At 67.1% G+C, this 24,200-nt stretch carries 19 protein-coding genes; 8 read left to right on the forward strand and 11 right to left on the reverse strand.

Annotation, left to right across the window (positions count from 1 at the left end; genetic code table 11):
- Positions 1-46 precede the first annotated feature (46 nt).
- On the forward strand, positions 47-520 hold the full coding sequence (locus tag ACT53U_RS17610; protein WP_476157106.1) for a MarR family winged helix-turn-helix transcriptional regulator: 474 nt from the start codon (positions 47-49) through the stop codon (positions 518-520).
- 144 nt (positions 521-664) lie between these two features.
- On the opposite strand, the gene ACT53U_RS17615 is transcribed toward ACT53U_RS17610, so the two are convergent.
- The 9 genes from ACT53U_RS17615 to gad form a co-directional block, all read right to left on the reverse strand.
- Positions 665-1,609, reverse strand: coding sequence for an electron transfer flavoprotein subunit alpha/FixB family protein (locus ACT53U_RS17615; RefSeq protein ID WP_476157107.1), 945 nt, complete (start codon positions 1,607-1,609; stop codon positions 665-667).
- A 14-nt stretch (positions 1,610-1,623) separates the two neighbouring features.
- Positions 1,624-2,373: an electron transfer flavoprotein subunit beta/FixA family protein gene (locus ACT53U_RS17620; protein WP_476155962.1), complete on the reverse strand. Its 750-nt coding sequence runs from the start codon at positions 2,371-2,373 to the stop codon at positions 1,624-1,626.
- A gap of 79 nt (positions 2,374-2,452) precedes the next feature.
- Positions 2,453-3,253: a 2-ketocyclohexanecarboxyl-CoA hydrolase gene (gene badI, locus ACT53U_RS17625; protein WP_476157108.1), complete on the reverse strand. Its 801-nt coding sequence runs from the start codon at positions 3,251-3,253 to the stop codon at positions 2,453-2,455.
- A gap of 54 nt (positions 3,254-3,307) precedes the next feature.
- Entirely contained in the window at positions 3,308-4,936 is a 1,629-nt protein-coding gene (locus tag ACT53U_RS17630; protein ID WP_476157109.1) for an AMP-binding protein, read from the reverse strand.
- A 38-nt stretch (positions 4,937-4,974) separates the two neighbouring features.
- Positions 4,975-6,156 (reverse strand): cyclohexanecarboxyl-CoA dehydrogenase, encoded by a 1,182-nt coding sequence (gene aliB, locus ACT53U_RS17635; RefSeq protein WP_476157110.1) that lies wholly within the window; start codon positions 6,154-6,156, stop codon positions 4,975-4,977.
- 1,051 nt (positions 6,157-7,207) lie between these two features.
- Positions 7,208-7,642 carry a CHRD domain-containing protein gene (locus ACT53U_RS17640; RefSeq protein ID WP_476157111.1) on the reverse strand — a complete coding sequence of 145 codons (435 nt, stop codon included), beginning with the start codon at positions 7,640-7,642 and terminating at the stop codon, positions 7,208-7,210.
- A gap of 176 nt (positions 7,643-7,818) precedes the next feature.
- Positions 7,819-7,962: a DUF3096 domain-containing protein gene (locus ACT53U_RS17645; protein WP_476157112.1), complete on the reverse strand. Its 144-nt coding sequence runs from the start codon at positions 7,960-7,962 to the stop codon at positions 7,819-7,821.
- 175 nt (positions 7,963-8,137) lie between these two features.
- Positions 8,138-9,646 (reverse strand): amino acid permease, encoded by a 1,509-nt coding sequence (locus ACT53U_RS17650; protein ID WP_476157113.1) that lies wholly within the window; start codon positions 9,644-9,646, stop codon positions 8,138-8,140.
- 24 nt (positions 9,647-9,670) lie between these two features.
- On the reverse strand, positions 9,671-11,053 hold the full coding sequence (gene gad / locus ACT53U_RS17655; protein ID WP_476157114.1) for a glutamate decarboxylase: 1,383 nt from the start codon (positions 11,051-11,053) through the stop codon (positions 9,671-9,673).
- A gap of 461 nt (positions 11,054-11,514) precedes the next feature.
- Between gad and ACT53U_RS17660 the strand changes: the two genes are divergently transcribed.
- From ACT53U_RS17660 to ACT53U_RS17685, 6 genes are all read left to right on the forward strand, one after another.
- Positions 11,515-11,895, forward strand: coding sequence for a SpoIIAA family protein (locus ACT53U_RS17660; protein ID WP_476157115.1), 381 nt, complete (start codon positions 11,515-11,517; stop codon positions 11,893-11,895).
- A 60-nt stretch (positions 11,896-11,955) separates the two neighbouring features.
- Positions 11,956-14,481, forward strand: coding sequence for a plasma-membrane proton-efflux P-type ATPase (locus ACT53U_RS17665; protein ID WP_476157116.1), 2,526 nt, complete (start codon positions 11,956-11,958; stop codon positions 14,479-14,481).
- Positions 14,482-14,564: 83 nt separating this feature from the next.
- A complete protein-coding gene (locus tag ACT53U_RS17670; protein ID WP_476157117.1) occupies positions 14,565-15,434 on the forward strand; it encodes an ADP-polyphosphate phosphotransferase in 870 nt (289 codons plus the stop codon).
- A 760-nt stretch (positions 15,435-16,194) separates the two neighbouring features.
- Entirely contained in the window at positions 16,195-17,136 is a 942-nt protein-coding gene (locus ACT53U_RS17675) for an acetaldehyde dehydrogenase (acetylating) (protein ID WP_476157118.1), read from the forward strand.
- Complete coding sequence (dmpG, locus tag ACT53U_RS17680) at positions 17,136-18,173, forward strand: 4-hydroxy-2-oxovalerate aldolase (protein WP_476157119.1); 1,038 nt, start codon at positions 17,136-17,138, stop codon at positions 18,171-18,173. The genes ACT53U_RS17675 and dmpG overlap by 1 nt, the downstream gene beginning before the upstream one ends.
- Before the next feature lie 45 nt (positions 18,174-18,218).
- Positions 18,219-19,550 (forward strand): MFS transporter, encoded by a 1,332-nt coding sequence (locus tag ACT53U_RS17685; RefSeq protein ID WP_476157120.1) that lies wholly within the window; start codon positions 18,219-18,221, stop codon positions 19,548-19,550.
- Between the two features lie 48 nt (positions 19,551-19,598).
- On the opposite strand, the gene ACT53U_RS17690 is transcribed toward ACT53U_RS17685, so the two are convergent.
- Both ACT53U_RS17690 and ACT53U_RS17695 read right to left on the reverse strand, forming a co-directional pair.
- Positions 19,599-20,255 carry a response regulator transcription factor gene (locus ACT53U_RS17690; RefSeq protein ID WP_476157121.1) on the reverse strand — a complete coding sequence of 219 codons (657 nt, stop codon included), beginning with the start codon at positions 20,253-20,255 and terminating at the stop codon, positions 19,599-19,601.
- Positions 20,252-21,691: a cache domain-containing protein gene (locus tag ACT53U_RS17695; RefSeq protein WP_476157122.1), complete on the reverse strand. Its 1,440-nt coding sequence runs from the start codon at positions 21,689-21,691 to the stop codon at positions 20,252-20,254. The genes ACT53U_RS17690 and ACT53U_RS17695 overlap by 4 nt, the downstream gene beginning before the upstream one ends.
- Before the next feature lie 518 nt (positions 21,692-22,209).
- On the opposite strand from ACT53U_RS17695, the gene ACT53U_RS17700 reads away from it, so the two are divergent.
- Positions 22,210-24,129, forward strand: coding sequence for a sigma-54-dependent Fis family transcriptional regulator (locus ACT53U_RS17700; protein WP_476157123.1), 1,920 nt, complete (start codon positions 22,210-22,212; stop codon positions 24,127-24,129).
- The last annotated feature ends 71 nt before the right edge of the window (positions 24,130-24,200 follow it).

Consider the following 24,200-nt stretch of genomic DNA (forward strand, 5'->3'; position numbering starts at 1 on the left):
CTATCCTCGGGTCCTCCGGACGCCCCCCAGCCAGCGAGTGCCGCCGATGAACGACCCCGTGACCCGATCCGAGAAGATCCGCTTCGAGGTGGCCAACCGCTTGTTCTTTCGGCTCTATCAGTGCTCTAACCTGATGCACAAGAACGGCACGCGGCACATGGGCGACTTCGGCGCGACGACCCAGCAATGGGCCGTTCTGGGCGCGCTCGCCCGTCCGCTGGTGCACGAGAAGGGGATGTCGGTGAAGGAACTCATCGAGTTCCTGCTGCTCAGCCGGCAGAATCTCACCGCCGTGCTCGATCGGCTCGAGGCGCGCAAGTGGATCGAGCGGGTCAAGGACCCGGAGGACGGCCGCGCCCGCCTCATCCGCCTCTCGGAGGAGGGAAATCGGGTGTGGGCCTCGATGCAGGGGCCGATCGAGGCCTTCTACACCGACGCGCTGGCGGAGCTGAGCGACGCCGAGCAGGTCCAACTGCATCAGTTGCTCGACCGGCTGAAGATCGGGCTCGAGGCGGTGTGAGGTCGGAAAAGCCCGCGCCGGAGCCCGGCCTGAACGCTCTGTGCGTCATGCCCCGTCGAGCGGCGCCGGGCTCGGTGAAGCCCCGACACCACCGTCGGTGAGCGCAGGTCCGTGAGAGCCGTCCCCGAGGCGGCCGTGACGGGCTCAGGGCCCGCGCTTGGCCAGTTCCGCCGCGAGTTCCGGCAGGGCCTGGAAGATGTCGGCGACGAGGCCGTAGTCGGCGACCTGGAAGATCGGCGCCTCTTCGTCCTTGTTGATCGCGACGATCACCTTGCTGTCCTTCATGCCGGCGAGGTGCTGGATCGCGCCGGAGATGCCGCAGGCGACGTAGAGCTCGGGGGCGACGACCTTGCCGGTCTGGCCGACCTGCCAGTCGTTCGGCGCGTAGCCGGCATCGACCGCGGCGCGCGACGCACCGATCGCGGCGCCGAGCCTGTCGGCGACCGGCTCGATGTAGATGCCGAAGTTCTCGCGGTTGGCGATGGCACGGCCGCCCGAGACGATGATCTTGGCGCTCGTCAGCTCCGGACGGTCGGACTTCGACAGTTCTTCGCCGACGAAGGACGACAGCGCCGGATCGGCCGGAACCGAGACCGCCTCGATCGCCGCGGCGCCGCCCTTGGCCGTCGCCTGGAACGACGCCGTGCGCACCGTGATCACCTTCTTGGCGTCGGACGACTTCACCACCTGGATGGCGTTGCCGGCATAGATCGGACGCTCGAACGTGTCGGCGGCGACCACCTTGGTGATCTCGGAGATCTGCGACACGTCGAGGAGGGCTGCGACGCGCGGCAGCACGTTCTTCGCCGTCGTCGTCGCGGCCGCGACGATCGCGTCGTAGGGACCGGCGAGGGCGACGATCAGCGCCGCCATCGGCTCGGCGAGCTGATGGTCGAGGTGGGCGGCTTCCGCCGTGAGGACCTTGGCGACGCCGGAGAGGGTCGCGGCCTCCGCGGCGATCGCGCCGACGCTGCTGCCGGCGACCAGCACGTGCACGTCGCCACCGATGGCGGCGGCGGCGGTCAGCGCCTTGGCGGTCGCGTCCTTGAGGGAGACGCCGTCGTGTTCGGCGATCAGGAGAACGGTCATGGTTCGGGTCCCTCTCAGATGACGCCGGCTTCGTCGGCGAGCTTGGCGACGAGTTCGGCGACCGAACCCACCTTGACGCCGGCCTTGCGGGCGGCGGGCTCGCGCGTCTCGAGGACGGCGAGGCGCGGCGTGGCGTCGACGCCGTAGTCGGCGGGCGACTTCTCGTCGATCGGCTTCTTCTTTGCCTTCATGATGTTGGGCAGCGAAGCGTAGCGCGGCTCGTTGAGGCGCAGGTCGGTGGTGACGATCGCCGGCATCTTCAGCGACACGGTCTGCAGACCGCCGTCGACTTCGCGGGTGACCGCGACGGTGTCGCCGGAAACCTCGACCTTCGAGGCGAAGGTGCCCTGGGCGAGACCGGTCAGCGCCGCCAGCATCTGGCCGGTGGCGTTGGTGTCGTCGTCGATCGCCTGCTTGCCGAGGATGACCAGGCCGGGCTGTTCGGCCGCGACGATGCCCTTGAGGATCTTGGCGACGGCGAGCGGCTCGACGGCGCCCTCGGCCTTGACCAGGATGCCGCGGTCGGCGCCCATGGCGAGACCGGTGCGCAGCGTCTCCGACGCCTGCGCCGGGCCGATCGAGACCACCACGATCTCGGTGGCGATGCCCTTCTCCTTCAGGCGGATCGCCTCTTCGACGGCGATCTCGTCGAACGGGTTCATCGACATCTTGACGTTGGCGAGATCGACGCCCGAACCGTCCGGCTTCACCCGGATCTTCACGTTGTAGTCGACCACCCGCTTCACGGGCACGAGAATCTTCATGGGGTCGCTCGTCGTCTCGGGAAATGGAAAGTGCGGGGCCCGACGGGAGGATGGGCCGAGCCCCGCGCGCGGGAAGGGCTCAGCCCTTCTTCACGTAGTGGCGGCGGAAGTCGGGCTTGCGCTTCTCGCGGAAGGCGACGCCGCCCTCCTTCGACTCGTCGGTGTCGTAGTAGAGGCTGAGCGCCGCCATCCCCATCGACGAAATACCGCGAATGCTCTCGGTGTCGGCGTTGAACGACCGCTTGGCCAGCGCGATGGCGGTCGGCGAACGCTCGACCAGCTCGGCGCACCAGCGATCGACCTCGGCGTCGAGTTCGTCGTGCGGAACCACGGCGTTGACGAGACCCATCGCCAGGGCTTCGGCCGCGGTGTAGCGCCTGTTGAGGTACCAGATCTCGCGGGCCTTCTTCTCGCCGACGCAGCGGGCGAGATAGGCGGTGCCGAAACCCGGGTCGACCGAGCCGACCTTGGGGCCGACCTGGCCGAGCTGGGCCTTGTCGGAGGCGATCGACAGGTCGCAGATCGTGGCGAGCACGTTGCCGCCGCCGATGGCGAAGCCGTTGATGCGGGCGATCACCGGCTTCGGCACGTCGCGGATCAGGCTCTGCAACTCGTCGATCGGCAGACCGATGGTGCCGCGGCCGCTGTACTGGCCATCGTGGGAGGCGGAGGACTGGTCACCGCCGGTGCAGAAGGCCTTGTCGCCGGCGCCGGTCAGCACGATCACCGAGATCGAGCGATCCCAGCCGGCGGTCTGGAAGGCGTGGATCAGTTCCTCGACCGTCTCGGCGCGGAAAGCATTGTACTTGTCCGGCCGGTTGATGGTGATGCGGGCGACGCCCTCCGGCCGCACTTCGTAGAGAATGTCCTGATAGTCCATGAAACGAACTCCTGATCCCGGCGAGCCGCCGGCGTCGTGAAGAAGACGGATCGCTCAGGCCGTGCCCTTGGCCATGTCGCGCAGCTTGAATTTCTGGATCTTGCCCGACGGCGTGCGCGGAACGTCTTCGACGATCTCGAGCCGCTCGGGGATGTACTGGATCGCCATCTTCTGCTCCTTGAGATAGGCGACCATCTCGTCGAAGGAGAAGGTCGCCCCGGGGCGCAGGATGACGTAGGCGCAGGCGCGCTCGCCGAGGCGGGCGTCGGGAAAGCCGACGATGGCGACGGTGGCGACGGCGGGATGCTTGAACAGCATGTCCTCGACCTCGACCACGGGGATGTTCTCGCCGCCGCGGATGATGATGTCCTTGGACCGGCCGGCGATGCGGATGTAGCCGTCGGCGTCCATGCGGGCGATGTCGCCGGTGTCGAACCAGCCTTCGCGGTCGATCTGGGCGAGGCCCGGACGCTTCATGTAGCCGATGAAGTTGGAGCAGCCGCGTACCTGGAGCTGGCCCTCCTCGCCGACGGGCACGGCACGGCCGGCGGGATCGACGACGCGAACCGCCATCCCGGGCAGCGGGCAGCCGTCGGTGGAGGTGACCTTCTCCTCCGGATCCTCGAGACGGGTGGTGGTGACGGCGCCGTTCTCCGACATGCCCCAGGCCGAGATCACCGCCGCGCCGAGCGCCCGGCGGGCCTTGGTGACCAGCGGCCGCGGGATCGGCGCGCCGGCCGAGACGAAGATGCGCAACGTCGGCGTCGACGTTCCCGTGGCGATGCAGTGGTCGGAGAGATCGTTGAGGAAGGGGGTGGCGCCCATGGTGAAGGTCGCCTGCTCCTCCGAGATCTGTTTCGCCATGGTGGCGGCGACGAAGACGTCCTGGAGGACGGCGGTGGCGCCGAGCATCGCCGGCAGCACGAGGCCGTACATGAAGCCGAGCTGGTGAGCCATCGGCGACGGCATGTGGATGACGTCGCCCTCGCCGAGATGGAGTCGATCGGCGAAGGGCACGAGATTGGAGAGCATGGTGTTGGAGGTGTGGCTCACCCCCTTGGGCTCACCGGTGGTACCGGAGGTGTAGAGGAGCTGGATCACCGCATCGGCCGACAGTCGGCGCGACCGCAACGCCGCGCGTTCGGCCTCGGAGGCGTCGTTGGCGATCAGGCGATCGAAGGATTCCTCGCCTTCGCCGTCGACCACCACCACATGGGCGAGCGTCGGCACCTGCGCCTTCACCGCCAGGGCGATGGCGCGATGGTCGACGGTGCGGAACTTCGCCGGGACGACGAGGACCTTGCTCTCGGCGAGGCCGAGCATGAAGGTCAGCTCGCGTTCGCGAAAGATGATCATCAGCGGGTTCGACACCGCGCCGAGCTTGAGCGCGGCGAGATGCAGCACCGTGAACTGCCACCAGTTGGGCAATTGGAACGAAACGACGTCGCCTTCGCCGACGCCGCGGCGGGCGAGGCCGACGGCCACGTGATCCGACAGCCGGTCGAGATCGGCGTAGGTCAGGCGCGTCTCGTCGGCCTGTTCGGCGCGGGTGGCGATCACCGCGACCTTGCCTCCGAGGTGGGCGACGTTGCGTCGGAAATGATCGAGCAGTGTCTCGTCCCGCCACTGGCCCGCGGCGATCATGGTTTCGCGCCGCGCCGTCACTCCGAGATCGTTGGACATCGTTTCTCCTCCCTGGCGCTCTCGCGGCGCCTCGTTTCTCAGGCTGCCGCGGCGCGCAGCGCTTCGCGGGCGATGATGAGCTTCATGATCTGGGCGGTGCCGTCGCCGATCTGCAGGCCGAGCACGTCGCGCATCCGTTGCTCGAACGGCAGGCCGACGTCGTAGCCGGCGTGACCGTGCAGCAGCAGACAGGTGTTGACCACCTCGTAGGCGAGCTTCGGCGGCCACCACTTGCACATCGCCGCCTCCTTGGTGTGGGGCAGCCCCGCGTCCTTGGCGGCGAGGGTCTTGAAGCAGAGGAGCCGCGCCGCCTCGACGAGGGTCTCGGCCTCGGCGAGCGGGAAGGTGACGCCCTGATTGTCGCTGAGCGGCCTGCCGAAGGCCTTGCGCTCCTGGACGTATTTCCACGTCTCGGCGAGCGAGACGCGCGCCACCGACAGGCACTGCAGGCCGATCAGCGCACGCGAGAAGTCGAAGCCCTGCATCACCTGGACGAAGCCCGAACCCTCCCGGCCCAACATGTGGGTCGCCGGCACGCGGACGCCGTCGAAGAAGATCGACCCGCGGCCGATGGCGAGCTGGCCGAGATCGTCGAAACGGGTGGTCGAGATGCCCGGCGCCTTCATGTCGACGAGGAAGGCCGAGATGCCGTGGGCGCGGGATTCGACCGTGCCGGTGCGGGCGAAGACCACCGCCCAATCGGCCTGGTCGGCCATCGAGATCGAGGTCTTCTCGCCGGTCAGCACCCAGTGATCGCCGTCGCGCACCGCCTTGAGGCGCAGCGAGGCGGCGTCCGATCCGCCCTGCGGCTCGGTGAGCGCGATGCAGAGCAGCACCTCGCCGGCGACGACCTTCGGCAGAAGGTCGGCCGCGATCTCGGGCGCCGCATGGCGCGACAGGATGGCGCCGCAGAGCGACGAGAGGAGCTGGACGTAGCCGACGTTGAAGTCGCCCTCGGCGATCGCCTCGAGCACCACGCCGGCGGTGACGTGGTCGACGCCGAGACCGCCGTAGGTCTCCGGGAACTCGACGCCGATGAGACCGATCTCGCCCATCTGCCGACGCAGCGCGATCGGAACGGTCGCCGCCTTCTCGCGAGCCTTGTAGGTCGGAGCGAGGACGTCGGCGGCGAAGCGCGCCGCGGTTTCTCGGAAGGCGAGTTGGTCCGCGGTGAGCGCGAACTGGGGCGTGGATGCGATGGAAGCGGCCGGATCGGTCATGGTCGTCCCGTCTCGATGGCGTCGTTGCGCAGAAGGGATGGCCACCGTGGCCGGGCGCGGTCGTGCCGGATCCGTCCGGACCCTCGCTCGATCGCTCCACCCTTCGATTTTATATAAATGCATTGTCGTAGTTCGTGGTGACCATATGGCGGTCGAATTTTCGTGTCAAGGTATTGCTATATATTTTCGATCGACCATGGTCCGACCGCTCTTGTCGGGGTGCGGCTCGAGATTGGGGAGACGTCCGCGTCGCACGCGACCGGTCGTGATTGACGGCCCGACCGCAGCCGCCTCCCCGTCGCTGACCTGCGACGGCTGGTGGGACGAGCAGGAGCAGGCGGACCGCGCCGCCAGACCGAAAGCGTCGAGCCTCCGACGAGCCCGTCACAGGGCCCACCGACACGTCCGCACGAGCCGTGGAGGGGGCGAGACACTTCCGCATGGCGGGCGAAGAGCAGAAATGCCCACGATGTCGAGGGTCGGTGGCGGTGTGTGCAGTCGAGCGCGAACCGGTCTCGGAATTCCCTGCTCGCAGGGAACTCCGGCCGACCTTGGCGTGCGAAGACCCGCCACGGCAACAAAAGAAACCCAATTCGTCAATGGGATATCGAGAATATTCCCGGCGCCCGCGAGCCGAGAGGGCGCCGGCGGATTCGGGGACCGGCCGGCGCGTCGATGCGACGGAACAAGGAGGGTGCGGCCCGGGCCAACCGGCACCGTCTCGGTGCCTCGATCGAGCGGTGGCTCGGATCGGTGCCCGCGATGGAATACCACCGCGTCGCCCGTTCACCTCGACGTCCACACGGCCCCACGGGCGATCATGCCCGAACCGGGGCGCGACCGCCTGACGAAAAGGCGAGATCCGACACACACTCCCCCGCGGGCACGGCCGGGACCTCCCGCTCGTGCCCGTCGGCATTTCGGAACGGCGACGAGGCCGTCGGTGACGACCCCGTCAGGCGCGCCGGCCCGACCCGACGGGGCCGCGATCACGCAAAAAAGCGACCGGGGAACCGATCTTGTCCCCCGGTCGCGCAGCGTCAGACGGCCGTCACTGGGCCTTGACGACCTGGCCGCGGATCTCGCCGTTCGGATTGGCCGCGGTGTGGATGTTCAGATAGAGCTTGCCGGCCATCAGGTCGGCGGCCTGGGACTCCGTCAGCGTCGCCTTGCCCGAGAACGGACTGGCCATCGCGTCGACCGGAACCTCGACGCCGGCGGACTTGCCCTTGTCGGCCGGGCCGTGGAAATGGGCGGCGGTGGCGGGGCCGGACAGAGCCGAATAGGTGCCCTTCCACGTCGCCGTCTTGGTGGCAGCGTCATAGGTCACTTCGGCGGTGCCCATTCCCTTGGACGTCACCGCCGGAACCTCCTCGGCGCCCGACAGGGTCGCCTTGAACATGACGGATTCGGCGAAGGCGGGGGTGGCGACGAGAACACCGGCGAGCGCGAGGCCCGCGTACAGGGGGGTGTCGAAGATCTTCATCGGGTGGTTCCTTCCGACGACACCGAAGGCTCGCGGGTGCGGGCATCGGTGTCGTCCGTGATGGGTGGACACCGGTCTTCCGATCGTCGGCAGTGGAAGTCGCCACCGCCATGCTCGATCGGATCCGGCGACGATCACGCCACGGATCCACCGCACGCGGCAGGATCGGAATGTACTCAGCGCAGCAGGCCGAGACCGAGAATGCCGGAAACGATGAGGAAGGCCGCGACGATGTAGTTCAGCAGGCGCGGCATTATGAGGATCAGCACGCCGGCGATCAGGGACACGACCGGCTGCAGGTGGGTGAAATTGATGGTCATGGGGCGTTCTCCTCGGCAACGACGGATGGTCGTGATTCGTGACGGATCGGGAACCGGTCGCCCGGCGACGTCCGCCGTCGGGCGCAGTCTCTCGGCACCATCTCCGGTTCGTCCGATCGGACGAAGACCGAGGACGGCGCGAACGCCGCCGGCATCGCAGACGACACCGGGCCGCTCAGGCGGCTGGCGTCGGCGGGGCGGTGGCCGCGAGGCCCGGGTTCGGCAAGATCGGCGCCACCACCCGCCAGGATGCCTGTTTCATCGTTCCGATCAAGAGTGGCAGCCCGGTGAAGATCACCGCGCCCGCCACGACCAGGGCGACATAGAGCGTCGGACTTCCGATCGGCAGCTGCGTCGGCGGGAAGAAGCCGACGACGAAGGAGAAGGCGACGCCGGCGAAACCGATCCCGGCGATCCACCACATGCCGGCATTGCCGCCCGGCACGCGGTAGCGGCGCTCGAGATCGGGTTGCGAGTAGCGCAGGCGGATCGCCGCCGCATACATCAGCATGTACATCATCAGATAGAGCGTGATGGTCATCGCGGAGAGCATGAAGAAGGCGACGCTGACGTCGGCCATCACGAAATAGGCGAGCGCCAGGATGGTGACGATCACGCCCTGGACGATGAGGATGTTGATCTGCACGCCGTTCTCGTTGGTCTTGGCCAGGATGGGGGGCAGTTCACCCTCCTTCGCCGTCCACAGCAGGCCACGGCTCGGGCCGCTGATCCACGACATCACGCCGCCGATCCCGCCGAACGCCAGAAGCACGCAGACGATCGGCGTCGCCCAGGCGATCCCGAGCCGCGTGAAGATCTGTTGGAACGCCTTCATCAGACCTTCCTGGAGATTGATCTCCTGATTGGGCAGGACGGTCGCCACGGCGAACGAGCCCAGGGTGAACAGGAGAATGATCACCACCGACGAGATCAACATCGCCATCGGAAACTGCCGCTTCGGCGCGGCCATCTCGTTGGCGTGCACCGCATGCACCTCGACGCCGGCGAACAACAGGATGATCCCGGCGAGGAAGGCGATGTCGCCCATGCCGGTGATGTGCGGGAAGTAGCGCGGATGCGCGTGACCGCCGGTCATCGACACGACGGCGGGCGCATCGCCGGCAACGGGATGCAGCATGGCGATGGGATTGCCCTGGGCGATCCAGATCACGGCGAGCACCATGATGATCACGCCCGGCAGCACGGTTCCGGCGAGAAAACCCCAACTCGTCACCTTGGCGATCACGCCGACGCCGCGCAGCGTGATCAGCGTCGCCGCCCAATAGGCGACGATGCAGAACACGCCGACATAAGTGCCGTTGTTCGCCAACTCCGGCCGTCCGACGACATAGGCGACGGCGGCGGCGGAGAAGGCGAGCACGGTCGGATACCAGACGACGTTCTGGATCCACTGCAGCCAGATGGCGACGAAGCCCCAGCGCGAGCCGAAGGCCTCCTTGACCCAGGTGTAGACACCGCCGCCCCTGTCTCCGAAGGCACCGCCGAGTTCGGCCGAGACCAGGGCCGCGGGGATCAGAAAGATGAAGGTGGCGAAGGCGACGTAGACGAACAACGTCAGCTGTTCCTTCGCCATCATCGGCAGCCCACGCAGGCTGACGACCGCCGCGGAGGTCATCATCGCCATGCTGAAGGTCGAAACCAGGGACTTCTTTGACAAGGTCATCACGACCTCCCGAATGAGCTGGGTTCAGTGATGGAAGGTCGGACCGGCGCCGGAGCGGCGAACCGGGTTGTCGCGGAAATGGTCGAGGGCGCGCCGGAGGTCGTCCAGCAGCAGTTGCGCCAGATCGCGGCTGACGCCATGGCGGATCAGGACGCGCTGGATCACCGTCTCGCCCCGGTCGGCCGGCAGCGGATAGGAGGCGATCAGCCAGCCGCGCATGCGCACGCGCTCGGAGAGGTCGTAGAGCGTGAAGCCGTGGTCGCGATCCGGCTTCAGACGGTAGCAGACGAGCGGCAGCGCCCCCTTGCCGTCGTAGACCAGCTCCAACGGCCCGAGTACGGCGATCTCGGCCGCCAGCCATTGGGCGGTGTCGGCGCAGGCCTGTTGGATCCGGGTGTAGCCGGCCCGGCCGAGCCTCAGGAAATTGTAGTACTGCGCGACGATCTGCCCGCCGGGCCGGCTGAAGTTGAGCGCGAAGGTCGGCATGTGGCCGCCGAGATAGTCGACGTCGAAGATCAGCTCCTGGGGCAGTTGATCGGCGTCGCGCCACACCACCCAGCCCACGCCGAGCGGCGCCAGGCCGTATTTGTGACCCGACGCGCTGATCGACTTCACCCGCGCGATCCGGAAGTCCCACGTGAGCTCCGGTTGAATGAACGGGGCGACGAAGCCGCCGCTCGCCGCGTCGACGTGGATCGGGATGTCCCAGCCGGTCTCCGCCTCGATCGCGTCGAGCTCGGCGGCGAGCGCCTCGACCGGCTCGTAGATGCCGGTGAAGGTCACGCCGAGCGTGGCGACCACGCCGATCGTGTTCTCGTCGCAATGGACGCGCAGATCCCCCGGCGTCAGCCCGAGGGCATCGCCCTTCAGCGGCACCTGCCGGATCTCGACGTCGAAATAGCGGGCGAACTTGTCCCAGCAGATCTGCACCGGACCGCAGACGAAATTCGGCCTGTCCCAGGGCTTGCCGGCTGCGATCCGCCTCGCCTTCCAACGCCACTTCAGCGCCAGCCCGCCGAGCATGCAGGCTTCGCTCGAGCCGGTCGTCGAGCATCCGACCGTGGTCTTCGCCTGCGAGGCGTGCCAGAGGTCGGCGATCATGTGGACGCAGCGGCTCTCGAGTTCCGCCGTCTGCGGATACTCGTCCTTGTCGATCATGTTCTTGTCGACCGCTTCGCCCATCAGCCGCCGCACCTGCGGTTCCGACCAGGTGGTGCAGAAGGTCGCCAGATTCTGGCGTGAATTGCCGTCGAGCAGCAGTTCGTCGTGGACGAGGCCGTAGATCGCCTCCGCAGACGAGGTCGTCTCGGGCATTCGAAACCGTGGAAGGCGGAGATCGGCGGCCTCGCTCACATAGGTGTCTTCGATGGCGAGCCGGGCGGCGAGATCGATCTCGTGCAGTGCCATTGTGATCCCTCGAACTGGGGAACGGCGTCGGAAGAGCCCGAAGTCGTTCGGGAGGCTCAGATGGGTCACCATCGATGGATGCATCGAGACGCGTCACCGGAGCGGGCGAGTGGTGAGGGTGGGCAGGGCGATCGCCCGTCGACAGCATCGGAATCTACGCAGGTCCCGCAGCGGGCCGATCGCCTCGGCAGACCGCTTCGATTCGGTCGAAAACGAGGGTCCCCGTTCGTCATCGTGCGAACACATATGGGGAGGCCTGCTGGGGTCGGCGTCCGGGATCTCGTCGATCGGGTAAGCGCTCGGCAACGCGACACGTGAGGCCTCGGCCGCTTCTTCGACGCCGGCGATCGAAGTCCCCTTTCGGGAGACCGAGACGAAGATGCGGCCGGAGAGAAGGGCCGACCCGGTTTGGCCGCCGCTGCGATCGCTCCGCGGCCACCCGATGGAGGAGGATCACGACCATGTTCGAACCCGTCTCCGGATTACCCGACGACGTGTTGGCGATCGAAGCGATCGGCACGATCACCCACGAAGACTATCGCGACGTGCTGATCCCCCGCGCCGAAGCCATGATGGCGAAGGGACCGATCCGGGTCCTCTATGTCGTCGGCCCGGCCTTCGAGCGTTTCGAGGTCGGCGCCCTGTGGGACGACGCCCGCTTCGGCCTCGCCCATCTGCGCGGCTTCGAAAAGGTCGCGGTGGTGACCGATCTCGCGTGGCTGCGGACATCGATCACACTGTTCCGGCCGTTCATTCCCTGTGTGGTCGAGTTGTTCGCGGTGGCCGATCTGGCGGCTGCGAAGGAATGGATCACGGCCGAGATCGGACCCGCGCGGTCCTGACGACGCCGACCGCCGGCGCCCGAGCCCCGCGTCGACGCAGTGACAGAAGGAACATCCGAGATGGCATCCGATCGCGTCACTGCCCGCCCATCCGTTCGAGACGCCGCTTCCGAGCCGCCGGCGAAGGCCGAGACCGACGAGGCGTCGAAGTCCGTCGCGATGCCCGCCCTGTTCGAGCGGCTGGCGTCCTCGCCGGACGGCCTCACCCAGGCCGAGGCCGAGGCGCGGCTCGCCCGCTACGGGCCGAACGCACTGCCGGAGGAGAAGACCAACCCGCTGTTGAAGTTCCTCTCCTACTTCTGGGGTCCGATCCCCTGGATGATCGAAGGGGCGGTGATCCTGTCGGCGGTGGCGCGCCATTGGCCGGATTTCGGCATCATCCTGCTGCTGCTCGTCGCCAATGCCGTGGTCGGCTTCTGGGAGGAACATCAGGCGGGCAACGCCATCGCCGCGCTCGCCGCCAAGCTGGCGATCCGGGCGCGGGTCAGACGCGACGGCGCATGGGGCGAACGCACCGCCCGCGAACTGGTGCCGGGCGACGTCGTCCGTCTGCGCCTCGGCGACATCGTTCCGGCGGACGTGCGCCTGCTCGACGGCGACCCGATCGACGTCGACCAATCGGCGCTGACGGGCGAATCCCTCCCGGCGACGCGCGCGCCCGGCGAGGCGGTGTTCTCCGGGTCGATCGTCCGCCAGGGCGAGGTGGGTGCCTTCGTCTATGCCACCGGCGCCGACACCTATTTCGGCAAGACCGCGCAACTGGTGCAGGAGGCCCACACCGTCAGCCACTTCCAACGCGCGGTGTTGAAGATCGGCAACTACCTGATCGTCCTGGCGATCGCGCTGGTGGCGATCATCGTCACCGTCGCGATCCTGCGCGGCGATCCGATCCTCACCACGCTGCAATTCGCGCTGGTGCTGACGGTCGCGGCGATCCCGGTGGCGATGCCGACCGTCCTGTCGGTGACCATGGCGGTCGGCGCGCGCCTGCTCGCCAAGCAGCAGGCGATCGTCACCCGCCTGTCGGCGATCGAGGAACTCGCCGGTGTCGACATCCTGTGCTCGGACAAGACCGGCACCCTGACCCGCAACGAACTGACGCTGGGCGAGCCGTTCTGCGTCGACGGCATCGATGCCGAGCAGCTCGTCGTCGACGCCGCGCTGGCGTCGCGGGCCGACGACAAGGACACGATCGATCTCGCGGTGCTGGGTGGGTTGAAGAGCGACCGAGCCCTGGACGGTTATCAGGTCGTCCATTTCCAACCGTTCGATCCCGTGCACAAGCGCACCGAAGCCACGGTGGAGCGCGACGGAACGCGCTTCAAGGTCACCAAGGGCGCACCCCAGGCGATCCTGGCCCTGGCGGCCGATGCGGCCACGGTGACGGCCGCGGTCGATGCGGCGGTCGACGGCTTCGCCGCGCGCGGCTTCCGGTCGCTCGGCGTGGCACGGGCGGACGGCGACGGACCTTGGCGCTTCCTCGGCGTGCTGCCGCTGTTCGATCCGCCCCGCGACGATGCCGCCGCGACCATCGCCACCGCCCGAAAGATGGGCGTCGCGGTCAAGATGGTGACCGGCGACGCGCTGGCCATCGCCCGGGAGACCGCCGCGAAACTCGGCATGGGCACGAACATTCTCGATGCCGGCGGCTTCGGCGACACCAAACGCCGGGAAACGGCGGCGCTGGCGGAAACGATCGAGAAGGCCGACGGCTTCGCCCAGGTCTTCCCGGAACACAAGTTCCACATCGTCGACGTTCTGCAGCAGGGCGGCCACATCGTCGGCATGACCGGCGACGGCGTCAACGACGCGCCGGCGCTGAAGAAGGCCGATTGCGGCGTCGCCGTCTCGGGGGCGACCGACGCGGCGCGGGCGGCGGCGGCGATCGTGCTGACGACCCCGGGCCTGTCGGTGATCATCGATGCGATCGAAGAGAGCCGCAAGATCTTCCAGCGCATGAACAGTTACGCGATCTATCGCATCGCCGAGACCCTGCGCGTCCTGCTGTTCATGACGCTGTCGATCCTGATCTTCAACTTCTATCCGCTGACCGCGGTGATGATCGTGATGCTGGCCCTGCTCAACGACGGCGCCATCCTCGCCATCGCCTATGACGACGTGCGCTACAGGGACAGGCCCGAGGCGTGGAACATGCCCGTCGTCCTCGGGGTGTCGACGGTCCTGGGCGTGACCGGGGTCGTGTCGGCCTTCGCCCTCTTCTATCTCGGCGAGCGGGTGTTCCATCTCGACCGGGCCCATGTCCAGACCCTGATGTACCTGAAGCTCTCGATCGCCGGCCATCTGACGATCTTCCTGACCCGCACGCGCGGACCCTTCTGGACCGTCCGGCCGGCGCGAATCCTGTGGGCGGCGGTGTTGGGCACGCAGATCCTGGCGACGCTGATCGCGGTCTACGGCGTGTTCATGACGCCGCTCGGCTGGGGCTGGGCGCTGTTCGTGTGGGCCTACGCCCTGGTCTGGTTTCTGATCAACGACAGGGCGAAACTCCTCGCCTATCGGATCTTCGATCCTGCCGGCAACCGCGAGGCGGCGGCGATGACGGCACGTGCGGCGGCCACGCCGTGAGGCGCTCGGGCACGAGGACGGACGTGGATCCGGCCTCGCGCCCTCACCATTCGAGCGCCGAGATCGGCGCGGAAAGGAGCATCATGAAGATCAAGACGAAGGACTTTCTCGTCCGAGAGGGAAAAGACGTCGACCTCGGCAAGTGGCCGACCCGGATCGACCCGGTCTACCGGTCGAAGAAGGACTACGAGGCGGCGCTGGCCGATCACGTCGCGCAGCTGAGCGCACAGCAGCAACTGCTCTACGCGTCCAATCGCCATGCCGTTCTGCTGATCTTTCAGGCGATGGACGCGGCGGGCAAGGACGGCGCCATCGCCCACGTCATGTCCGGTGTCAACCCGCAGGGGTGCCAAGTCTTCAGCTTCAAACATCCGAGCCCGACCGAACTCCAGCACGACTTCCTGTGGCGCACCACACGCGACCTGCCCGAGCGGGGACGGATCGGCATCTTCAACCGCTCCTATTACGAGGAAGTGCTGATCGCCCGCGTCCATCCGGAGATCCTGCGCAACGAGGGACTTCCCGATGCGCCCGGCAACGAGAAGGACATCTGGCGCGACCGTTACCGTTCCATCGTCCATCTGGAGCAGCACCTCCATCGCAACGGAACCCGCATCGTCAAATTCTATCTGCATCTGTCGAAGGACGAGCAACGCGAGCGCTTTCTCGCGCGCATCGACGATCCCTGCAAGAACTGGAAATTCAGCGACGCCGACGTGGAGGAGCGGAAATTCTGGGACGACTACATGAAGGCCTACGAGCATTGTCTCGCCGCGACCAGCACGCGCGAGGCGCCTTGGTACGTGGTGCCGGCGGACGACAAGGAGAATGCGCGACTGATCGTCTCCCAGATCGTGCTCGACACGATGCTCGAACTGAAGATGGCCTATCCGTCGGTCGACGACGCACGTCGGAAGGAACTGCAGGAGATCCGCGCCCGCCTCGAAAAGTGACGCGGTGCGCGCGATTTCGGTGCGGTCGAGCGTCCGTTCATCGTCCGAGGTTCCATACCCGGAACACATCCGACACGTTCGAACCCGACGTCGTCACCAACGGCTGCGTCTGAGGGGGTGGTGGCGGTGGACGCAGTCGAGGGCGAACCGGTCTCGCCCCCCTGCTTTCAGGGAATCTCCAGGGAAACTGCGCCGAACCAGCCGGCGCCGGACCCGATCGACATCTGAAACGTGCGAAATCTCAGAGAGATACGTTCGATCTCCCTGGGCCGCCGAACAGGGAATCGGGGGAGAGCATTCCGGGAACCGCTCCAACGCAGTGCTGACCGAGCAGAGAATCGAGAAGGCCGCACTGAACGAGGAAGCCGTCGTCGGTCCGGCTCCCTCCGGTCCCATCACGACACCTGAATTCGGTGTCCGTGAAACCGGCAACAGGCCAATCCTCGAATGCCGTCGCCGCGCTCGTCGGCCTACCCGACATGCCACGGTCCTCGCCGCACATCCGAGAGGCCGTAGGCAGCGATTGGGGTATACCCCAATTTCTCGAAATTCGGATTCCCCCTAGCATCGCCCACAACAAGAAATAATTCGGGGAGACGATCGGATGAACATCGATCCGGCCTGACATCAACGTCAACGTTCCAAAAAATACGATGCACATGCCGAACTGAGCGTCACGGACGCTCCGTGGACTGATCCGTATGGCTTGGTTCATCGGTAGTTGCTCTTCCACGTTTCGCTGAGATGCGAAGGAGAACTCATGTCCAAGGTCAAATGTGCGATCATCGGGTCGGGCAACATCGGCACCGATCTGATGATCAAGATCATGCGCACCTCGAAGAACCTGGAGATGGGGGCGATGGTCGGCATCGACCCGGCCTCCGATGGATTGGCCCGTGCCGCGCGGCTGAAGGTGCCGACGACGCACGAGGGCATCGACGGCCTGCGCAAGATGCCGGAATACCGCGACATCCGGGTGGTCTTCGACGCCACCTCGGCCAAGGCGCATCTCGTCAACGACGCCCTGCTGCGCGCCGACGGCAAGAAGGTCATCGACCTCACCCCCGCCGCCGTCGGCCCCTTCACCATCCCGGCGATCAACGGCGACGCCAACATCGACGAGGCCAACGTCAACATGGTCACCTGTGGCGGCCAGGCGACCATCCCGATGGTCTGGGCGGTGCGGCGCGCGACGGATCGCGTGATCTGGGGCGAGATCGTCGCCTCGGTGTCCTCGAAGTCGGCCGGCCCCGGCACGCGGGCCAACATCGACGAGTTCACCGAAACGACGTCGAAGGCGATCGAAGTGCTCGGCGGCGCCGAGCGCGGCAAGGCGATCATCATCCTCAACCCGGCCGAGCCGCCGCTGATCATGCGCGACACGGTGTTCACGCTTTCTCAGGGCGGATCGCGCGAGGCGATCGAGGCCTCGATCCTGGAGATGGTGGCGTCGGTACAGAAATACGTGCCCGGCTATCGTCTGAAGCAGAAGGTGCAGTTCGACGTGATCGGCGACAACGCACCGGTCCGCGTCCCCGGATCAGGCCTCGCGTCGGGACTGAAGACCACGATCATGCTCGAGGTCGAGGGCGCCGCCCATTACCTCCCGGCCTACGCCGGCAATCTCGACATCATGACCTCCGCCGCCCTGGTCACCGCCGACCACTGGGCCGCCAAGGTTCTCGCCAAGGAGGCCGCGTGATGGCTCGTCCGAACCCGAACAAGCTCTACGTCCAGGACGTCACCCTGCGTGACGGCATGCATTCGATCCGGCATTCCTATTCGATCGAGGCGGCACAGGCGATCGCCCGGGCGCTCGACGAAGCCAAGGTCGACGCCATCGAGATCACCCACGGCGACGGCGTCGCGGGATCGACCTTCAACTACGGTTTCGGCACCCACACCGACGTGGAGTGGATCGCGGCCGTCGCCGAGGTTTGCGGCCACGCCCGCGTCACCATCCTGCTGGTGCCCGGTATCGGCACGGTGCACGACCTGAAGGTGGCCCATGCCGCCGGAGCGCGGTCGGTCCGCGTCGCCACCCACTGCACCGAGGCCGACGTGTCGCGTCAGCACATCGAGGCGGCGCGCGAGCTCGGCATGGACACGATCGGCTTTCTGATGATGGCCCACATGGTGGGGCCGGAGAAGCTGGTCGAGCAGGCACTCTTGATGGAGAGCTACGGCGCGGAATGCGTCTACGTGACGGACAGCGCCGGAGCCATGCTGCCGGAGGACTACACGGCGCGGGTGAAGGCGGTGCGCGCGGCGTTGAAGCCGGAGACCGAGATCGGCGTCCACACCCACCACAATCTGACGCTCGGCGTCGCCAATGCGGTCGCCGGCATCGAGGCGGGCGCGGTGCGCGTCGACGCGTCTCTGGCGGGCATGGGCGCCGGCGCCGGCAATGCGCCGCTCGAGGCCCTGATCGCGGTTCTGAACCGCAAGGGACAGGAGACCGGCTGCGATCTCTTCAAGCTGATGGACGCCGCCGACGATCTCGTCCGCCCGTTGCAGGATCGCCCGGTCCGCGTCGATCGGGAGAGCCTGTCGCTCGGTTATGCCGGCGTCTACTCGTCGTTCCTGCGTCATGCCGAGAACGCCGCGAAGCTCTACGGCGTCGACACCCGCGAGATCCTGCTCGAACTGGGCAGGCGCCGCATGGTCGGCGGCCAGGAGGACATGATCATCGACGTCGCCCTCGACATCCTCGAGGCACGACGCGCCTCCGCGGCCTGACCCGCCCAATCAGAACGAAATCCAATCAGATCAGGGAGAACGACGATGACGTCGATCGCAGGGGCGTATCCGAACGCCATGGAAGACAAGGCGCAACTGGTCTCGCCGGGAGACCGCCGGCGCGCGCTGTTCGGCAGCGCCATCGGCAGCATGATCGAATGGTACGACTACTTCCTCTATGGAACGATGTCGGCGATCGTGTTCGGCAAGCTGTTCTTTCCGTCGACCGACGCGTTGACGAGCCAGCTCCTGGCGCTCGCCTCCTTCGCGCTCGCCTTCCTGATCCGCCCGATCGGCGGCATCGTCTTCTCCCACATCGGTGATCGTATCGGCCGCAAGAAGACGCTGGTGGTCACCCTGTCGCTGATGGGCGTCTCCACCATGCTGATCGGCCTGATGCCGACCTATGCGACGGTCGGCGTCTGGGCGCCGATCCTTCTCACCGCGCTGCGTCTGGTGCAGGGCTTGGCGCTCGGTGGCGAATGGGGCGGCGGCCTGTTGCTGGCGGTCGAATATTCGCCGCGCGAAAAGCGTGGCGTCTACGGTGCGGTGCCGCAGACCGGGGCGCTGCTCGGCCTGGCGCTCGGCAACGTCGTGACCTCTCTGCTGTCGTCGATGATCCCGGAAGCCGACTTCCTCGCCTGGGGCTGGCGCATTCCCTTCGTGCTGTCGATCGTCCTGGTCTTCATCGGTCTGTGGATCCGTCATCAGATCGACGAGACGCCGTCCTTCCGCATGGTCGCCAGCCGTCGCACCACCAAGCGCGTTCCGCTCTTCACCACCTTCCGTGATCATTGGCGGTCGGTGCTGGTGGTGATCGGCGCCAAGGTGATCGAAACCTCGACCTTCTTCCTCTTCGCGACCTTCTCGATCTCCTATCTCGTCGGTCTCGGTTACAAGCGTGTCGACGCGCTCAACATGGTGTTGCTCGCCGCGTTGATCGCCGTCCCGATGATGCTGTTCTTCGGCGGGCTCTCCGATCGGATCGGCCGGAAAGTGGTGTTCCTGACCGGCACCGTCGCGATGATGGCCTATATCCCGCTGTTCTTCTGGCTGCTCGCTCTGAAATCGCCGGTGATCGCCGCCCTCGCCATCGTCGTCGGTTTCTCGGTGATCTGGTCGACCTACGGCTCGGTGCTCGGCACCTTCTTCGCCGAGAGTTTCCCGGCCGACGTGCGCTACACCGGCGTCTCGCTCGGCTATCAGGTCGGCGCCGCACTGGTCGGCGGCCCGATGCCGCTGATCGCCACCGCGCTCCTGGCGAGCTACGGCGGCAGCTACGTGCCCGTGATCGTGTTCCTCGTCGCCTGCGGCCTGGTCTCGTTGGTCGCCGTCGGCTTCACCCGAGACCGCAGCGGCCTCGCGCTCGACGACTGAGCGCCTTCCGAACGTCGGAGAAACGCCGCGCCCCGAGTGGTCCCAGGATTACTCGGGGCTTTCTACACCGGCTTTCGCCGCCTCGACTTCGAGGCACAGGCGTACCAGCTCGGCGACCGTGCCGACCCGCATCTTCTCCATCACGCGGCTGCGGTGCACTTCCACGGTCTTGATGGAGATGTCGAGGATGTCGGCGATCTGCTTGTTGAGCTTGCCCTGGACCACGCAATCGAGAACCTCGCGTTCCCGCACCGACAAGGCGGCCAGACGCGCCACGACGTCGCGCTCGTGAAGCGCCCTGCGCCGACGGTTGCGATCGCGCGCGAGGCAGAAGTCGACGCGAGCCAGCATGTAGTCGTCGTCGAGCGGCTTCTGGACGAAGTCGACCGCTCCCTTGCGGAAGGCCTCGACCGCCATCGGCACGTCGCCATGGCCGGTCACCACGATGGTCGGCAGATCTATTCCCATGGCCACCAACCGATCGTGCAGCTCGAGCCCGCCGAGGCCGGGCATGCGGACGTCGACCACCAGACAGCCCGCCATGTCGGGCGTGCACACGGCGAGAAAATCCTCGGCGGCGGCATGAGCCACGACGTGATGGTGATTGGCTTCGATCAACCAGACGAGCGAATCCCGAAACGCGTCGTCGTCGTCGACGACGTGGACCGTTTCGATCGGTGCCGTCGGTTCGGTGATCTTCTTCATGCGATCGACAGTGTGAAGTGGAACACGGCACCTCCGACCGGATTGTCGGTCACCCAGATCCGTCCGCCGTGGAACTCCACGATCGATCGGCAGATGTTGAGCCCCACCCCGAGACCTTCCGGTTTCGAGGTGTAGAACGCCTGAAAGATCCTGTCACGGTCGTCTTCGCCGATGCCGGTTCCGAAGTCGGTCACCGTGACCTCGACCTGCCCGGCCTCGGCGCGTGCCGTCACCACCAGCCGTCGCCGTTCGAGGGGACGGGCCTCCATCGCCTCGATCCCGTTGCGGATCAGGTTGAAGAGGACCTGTCCGATCATGACGCGGTCGGCGCGCACCGGCGGCAGGTCGTCGGGCGCGTCGATGACGATCGCATGGCCGCGTCGGCGCAGATCGACGGAGGCCATGGTCGTCGCCTCGCCGATGATGTCGGCGAGGCGTTGCGGCGCGACCGAAGGCTCGCTGCGACGCAGGAAGCGGCGGAGCCTCGCGACGATCCGCGACGCCCGCGCCGCTTCGCCGGAAGCCTTGCGCATCGCCTGGAGAAGACCCGCGCGGTCGCCGGAGCCCGCTTCGAGACGGCGGACCGACCCCATGCAGTAGTTCGCGATGGCGGCCAAGGGCTGGTTCAGTTCATGGGCGAGGCTGGTCGCCATCTCACCCATGCTCACGAGCCGCGCCGTCTTTTCGAACCGCGCCGCGCTCTCGCGTTGGTAGGCCAGGGCCGTTTCCCGTTCGATCCGCGAGACTTCCTGCAGGGCTTCGTAGTCACGACGTGTGGTCCTCAACTGATCGACTGCCCGAGCGATGTCGCCGATCTCGTCACGCCGCTCGGTCTCGGGAATGTCGAAGGCGAAGTCGCGCCGGGTCAGTCGGTCGATCGCCTCGGCGAGGCGCCCGAGTGGTCGGCCGATCGAGCGAGCGACGGCGCGCCCGAGGAGCCAGGTCACCAGCGCGACGATCGCGCCGAGGCCCGCCGTCTGGAGGAGCACCGTCCGCACCTCGCGATCGACGTCGTCGAGATAGATGCCCGTCGCCACGAACCATCGCCAGGGCGCGAACGGCCGGACATGCGACAATTTCTCCGCCGACGCTCCGGTGCCGGGCTTGGTGAATTCGTAGCGGATCACGCCACCGCCGGCGACCGCCAGATCGCGTTGCGCGACGACGAACCGAGTGCCGCTCGAATCGGTGAGGTCGGAAACGTCTTTGCCCTCGTACTCGGGTTGGATCGGCAGCAGGACCGAATGCGCGTCGAAGTCGTCGATGAAGAAATACTCTCCGTTCGCCCAACGCATCACCCGCAGACTTTCCACGGCGTTGCGCTTGGCCGTCGCTTCGTCGATCTCTCCGGCCGTCTGTCTGGCGTATTCGCGCGCGATCACCGTATGGGCGAGCTCGGTCAGATTGCGCACCATGGTGATGCGATCGTCGATCATCTGCCGACGAATGCTCTCGGTCGCGACCGCACCGAGCACGAGGAGGCCGAACAGGCCGATCAACGAAGTGAAGAGAAGTCGGCCGCGAATGCCGAGTCTCAGGTGTTTCGGAAAGGACATGTGTCTGGCATGGGTGAGCGAGTTTTCGATCTCGCAATCGTGCACTCGAAATTGGCGTCACGCCATGCCGGCACGGAGGGTGCCGCATGAAAACTGGGACGATGAAGTCCGCTTCGGGTCGGTGGCCGCAGGTCGCATCGCGGCGGAGATTGCCGGCGAGGCTTCGACACGGGTGATGACGCTGTCGAGCGGCCGGGAGACCCGGGCCGCCGAACTGCAGAAGGAAGTCGAGCGCTTCCTCGTCGACCCGGAGGCGGACCGAGCGACGGTTGCTCATCCCGGGCAATCGCGGCACTGTGTGCTCCGACCTTCGGCGTGCCGAAGATCGTGCGAGACCGGACCGTCAGAGTCCAGCTCGCAGAGGTCGGTATTCCGGCCTCTGGGGAGGACATGTCGACATGACGAAACTTTCTCATGCGGATCACATCCGCGAGATCGAAAGGGTGGCCCGTGGCCTGTCGACCGGCCGCGATCCGCTCGTGGTCTCGTCGTGGCGCCGCTGCCTGGAGAGCCACCGGCTCGATCCGGCGCAGAACTGCGAGGCCTTCATCGTCCCGGCTTCGCGGTTGCGCGAGCATCGCCAGCAGTCCGAGGACCTGATCCACATCGCCCGCTCCGGCCTCGAGAACCTGTTCGGACAGGTCGCCGGCCAGGGCTACGTGTTGCTCTTGGCCGATCGGCAGGGCGTCACGGTCGAGTTCCTCGGTGAGCCGGCGATCGAGACCCACCTGCGCAAGTCCGGGCTCTATCTCGGCGCGGAATGGTCGGAACATCGCGCCGGCACCTGCGCGGTCGGCGCCTGCCTCGAGACCGGCGAGGCCCTGACGATCCATCAGACCGATCACTTCGACAACACCCACACGCCGCTCTCCTGCACGGCGGCGCCGATCTACGACACTCACGGCGAACTGTCGGCGGTGCTCGACATCTCGCTCCTCACCTCGCCGATCCTCAAGGCGAGCCAGAATCTGGCGTTGCATCTGGTCACCGCCACCGCGCGGCGCATCGAACTGGCCAATCTCATGGCCCACGCCCGCGACCAATGGGTGCTGCGCTTCTCGCGCTCACCGGAATTCCTCGACGTCGATCCGGAGGCAGCGATCTCGATCGACGGCAGCGGCCGCATCGCCGGCATGACCCATGGCGGCGCCCGTATTCTGGCGCGCTCCGCCCATGCCGACTGGCGTGATCCGGCGCGTCTGATCGGCCAGCCGGTCTCCCGCTTCTTCGAGATCGACGTCGACGATCTGCCGAGCCTCACCCGCCGCCGCCCGACCGGCGAGCGCCTGGTCGTCGGCCGTGACGGCAATGCACTCTTCGCCCATGCGATCGAGGCCCAGGCGCGCGGCCCCCGCTCGCCACGAAGCCTGCCGACGGTGCCCCCGAGCCGCCCGGCGGAGACCGATCCGGCGATCGCCCCGCTCGAAGCGCGGGCCGCCCGGCTCGCGCGCACCATGCTGCCGATCCTCCTCCAGGGCGAGACCGGCAGCGGAAAGGAACATCTCGCCCGCACCATCCACGCGGCCAGCGGCCTCCCGGGCCGCTTCGTCGCCGTCAACTGCGCCGCCATCCCCGAACAGCTGATCGAGAGCGAACTCTTCGGCCACCTGCCGGGCGCCTTCACCGGAGCGGCGGCCAAGGGGCGCAAGGGGCTGATCGAACAGGCCGACGGCGGCACGCTGTTCCTCGACGAGATCGGCGACATGCCGTTCTCGCTCCAGAGCCGCCTGTTGCGCGTGCTCGCCGAGAACGAGGTCCTGCCGGTCGGCGGCACCGAGCCGCGACCGGTGCGCATCCGGGTGATTTCCGCCTCCCATCGCGACCTGCCGAAGCTGGTCGCCGCCGGAACATTCCGCGAGGATCTCTACTACCGGCTCGACACGGCGACCCTGACGCTGCCGCCTCTGCGGGAAAGGGCCGATTTCGACGACATCGTCGATCGCCTGCTCGTCCGCCATGCCGTGGCCGGATACGGCCTCGCGCTCACCGCCGCCGCCCGCGCCCGCCTCAGAGCGCACCGCTGGCCCGGCAACATCCGCGAACTCGACAACACCATCGCCTTCGCCGCCGCCGTCAGCGAGACCGGCCTCATCGAGATCGCCGATCTCCCCGACCGCCTCTGCGAGCCCGCAGCACCGGCGTCCTCCGTCACGGTCGCCACACACGAGCACGTCGGCGACGGCGATGCGAAGGCCGGCGAGCTCGATGCCCTGCTCGCCGCCTGTCGCGGCAACGTCTCCGAGGTCGCCCGCCGCCTCGGGGTCGATCGCACCACCGTCCATCGCCGCATCCGGCGCCACGGGCTCAGGCCACACTGAGGCGTGCAGCGGGCGCCACACGTGTGGCGCCCGCCACACCACGCCGCGCCGCGGCGCCTCCTCAATCGGTT

Source organism: Pinisolibacter sp. DMC19, from assembly GCF_056313985.1.

Bases quoted from the DNA above. Each gene is read 5' to 3' on its own strand.
- ACT53U_RS17610 (WP_476157106.1), top strand. From the start codon at position 47: ATGAACGACCCCGTGACCCGATCCGAGAAGATCCGCTTCGAGGTGGCC.
- ACT53U_RS17615 (WP_476157107.1), bottom strand. From the start codon at position 1,609: ATGACCGTTCTCCTGATCGCCGAACACGACGGCGTCTCCCTCAAGGAC.
- ACT53U_RS17620 (WP_476155962.1), bottom strand. From the start codon at position 2,373: ATGAAGATTCTCGTGCCCGTGAAGCGGGTGGTCGACTACAACGTGAAG.
- badI (WP_476157108.1), bottom strand. From the start codon at position 3,253: ATGGACTATCAGGACATTCTCTACGAAGTGCGGCCGGAGGGCGTCGCC.
- ACT53U_RS17630 (WP_476157109.1), bottom strand. From the start codon at position 4,936: ATGTCCAACGATCTCGGAGTGACGGCGCGGCGCGAAACCATGATCGCC.
- aliB (WP_476157110.1), bottom strand. From the start codon at position 6,156: ATGACCGATCCGGCCGCTTCCATCGCATCCACGCCCCAGTTCGCGCTC.
- ACT53U_RS17640 (WP_476157111.1), bottom strand. From the start codon at position 7,642: ATGAAGATCTTCGACACCCCCCTGTACGCGGGCCTCGCGCTCGCCGGT.
- ACT53U_RS17645 (WP_476157112.1), bottom strand. From the start codon at position 7,962: ATGACCATCAATTTCACCCACCTGCAGCCGGTCGTGTCCCTGATCGCC.
- ACT53U_RS17650 (WP_476157113.1), bottom strand. From the start codon at position 9,646: ATGACCTTGTCAAAGAAGTCCCTGGTTTCGACCTTCAGCATGGCGATG.
- gad (WP_476157114.1), bottom strand. From the start codon at position 11,053: ATGGCACTGCACGAGATCGATCTCGCCGCCCGGCTCGCCATCGAAGAC.
- ACT53U_RS17660 (WP_476157115.1), top strand. From the start codon at position 11,515: ATGTTCGAACCCGTCTCCGGATTACCCGACGACGTGTTGGCGATCGAA.
- ACT53U_RS17665 (WP_476157116.1), top strand. From the start codon at position 11,956: ATGGCATCCGATCGCGTCACTGCCCGCCCATCCGTTCGAGACGCCGCT.
- ACT53U_RS17670 (WP_476157117.1), top strand. From the start codon at position 14,565: ATGAAGATCAAGACGAAGGACTTTCTCGTCCGAGAGGGAAAAGACGTC.
- ACT53U_RS17675 (WP_476157118.1), top strand. From the start codon at position 16,195: ATGTCCAAGGTCAAATGTGCGATCATCGGGTCGGGCAACATCGGCACC.
- dmpG (WP_476157119.1), top strand. From the start codon at position 17,136: ATGGCTCGTCCGAACCCGAACAAGCTCTACGTCCAGGACGTCACCCTG.
- ACT53U_RS17685 (WP_476157120.1), top strand. From the start codon at position 18,219: ATGACGTCGATCGCAGGGGCGTATCCGAACGCCATGGAAGACAAGGCG.
- ACT53U_RS17690 (WP_476157121.1), bottom strand. From the start codon at position 20,255: ATGAAGAAGATCACCGAACCGACGGCACCGATCGAAACGGTCCACGTC.
- ACT53U_RS17695 (WP_476157122.1), bottom strand. From the start codon at position 21,691: ATGATCGACGATCGCATCACCATGGTGCGCAATCTGACCGAGCTCGCC.
- ACT53U_RS17700 (WP_476157123.1), top strand. From the start codon at position 22,210: ATGACGAAACTTTCTCATGCGGATCACATCCGCGAGATCGAAAGGGTG.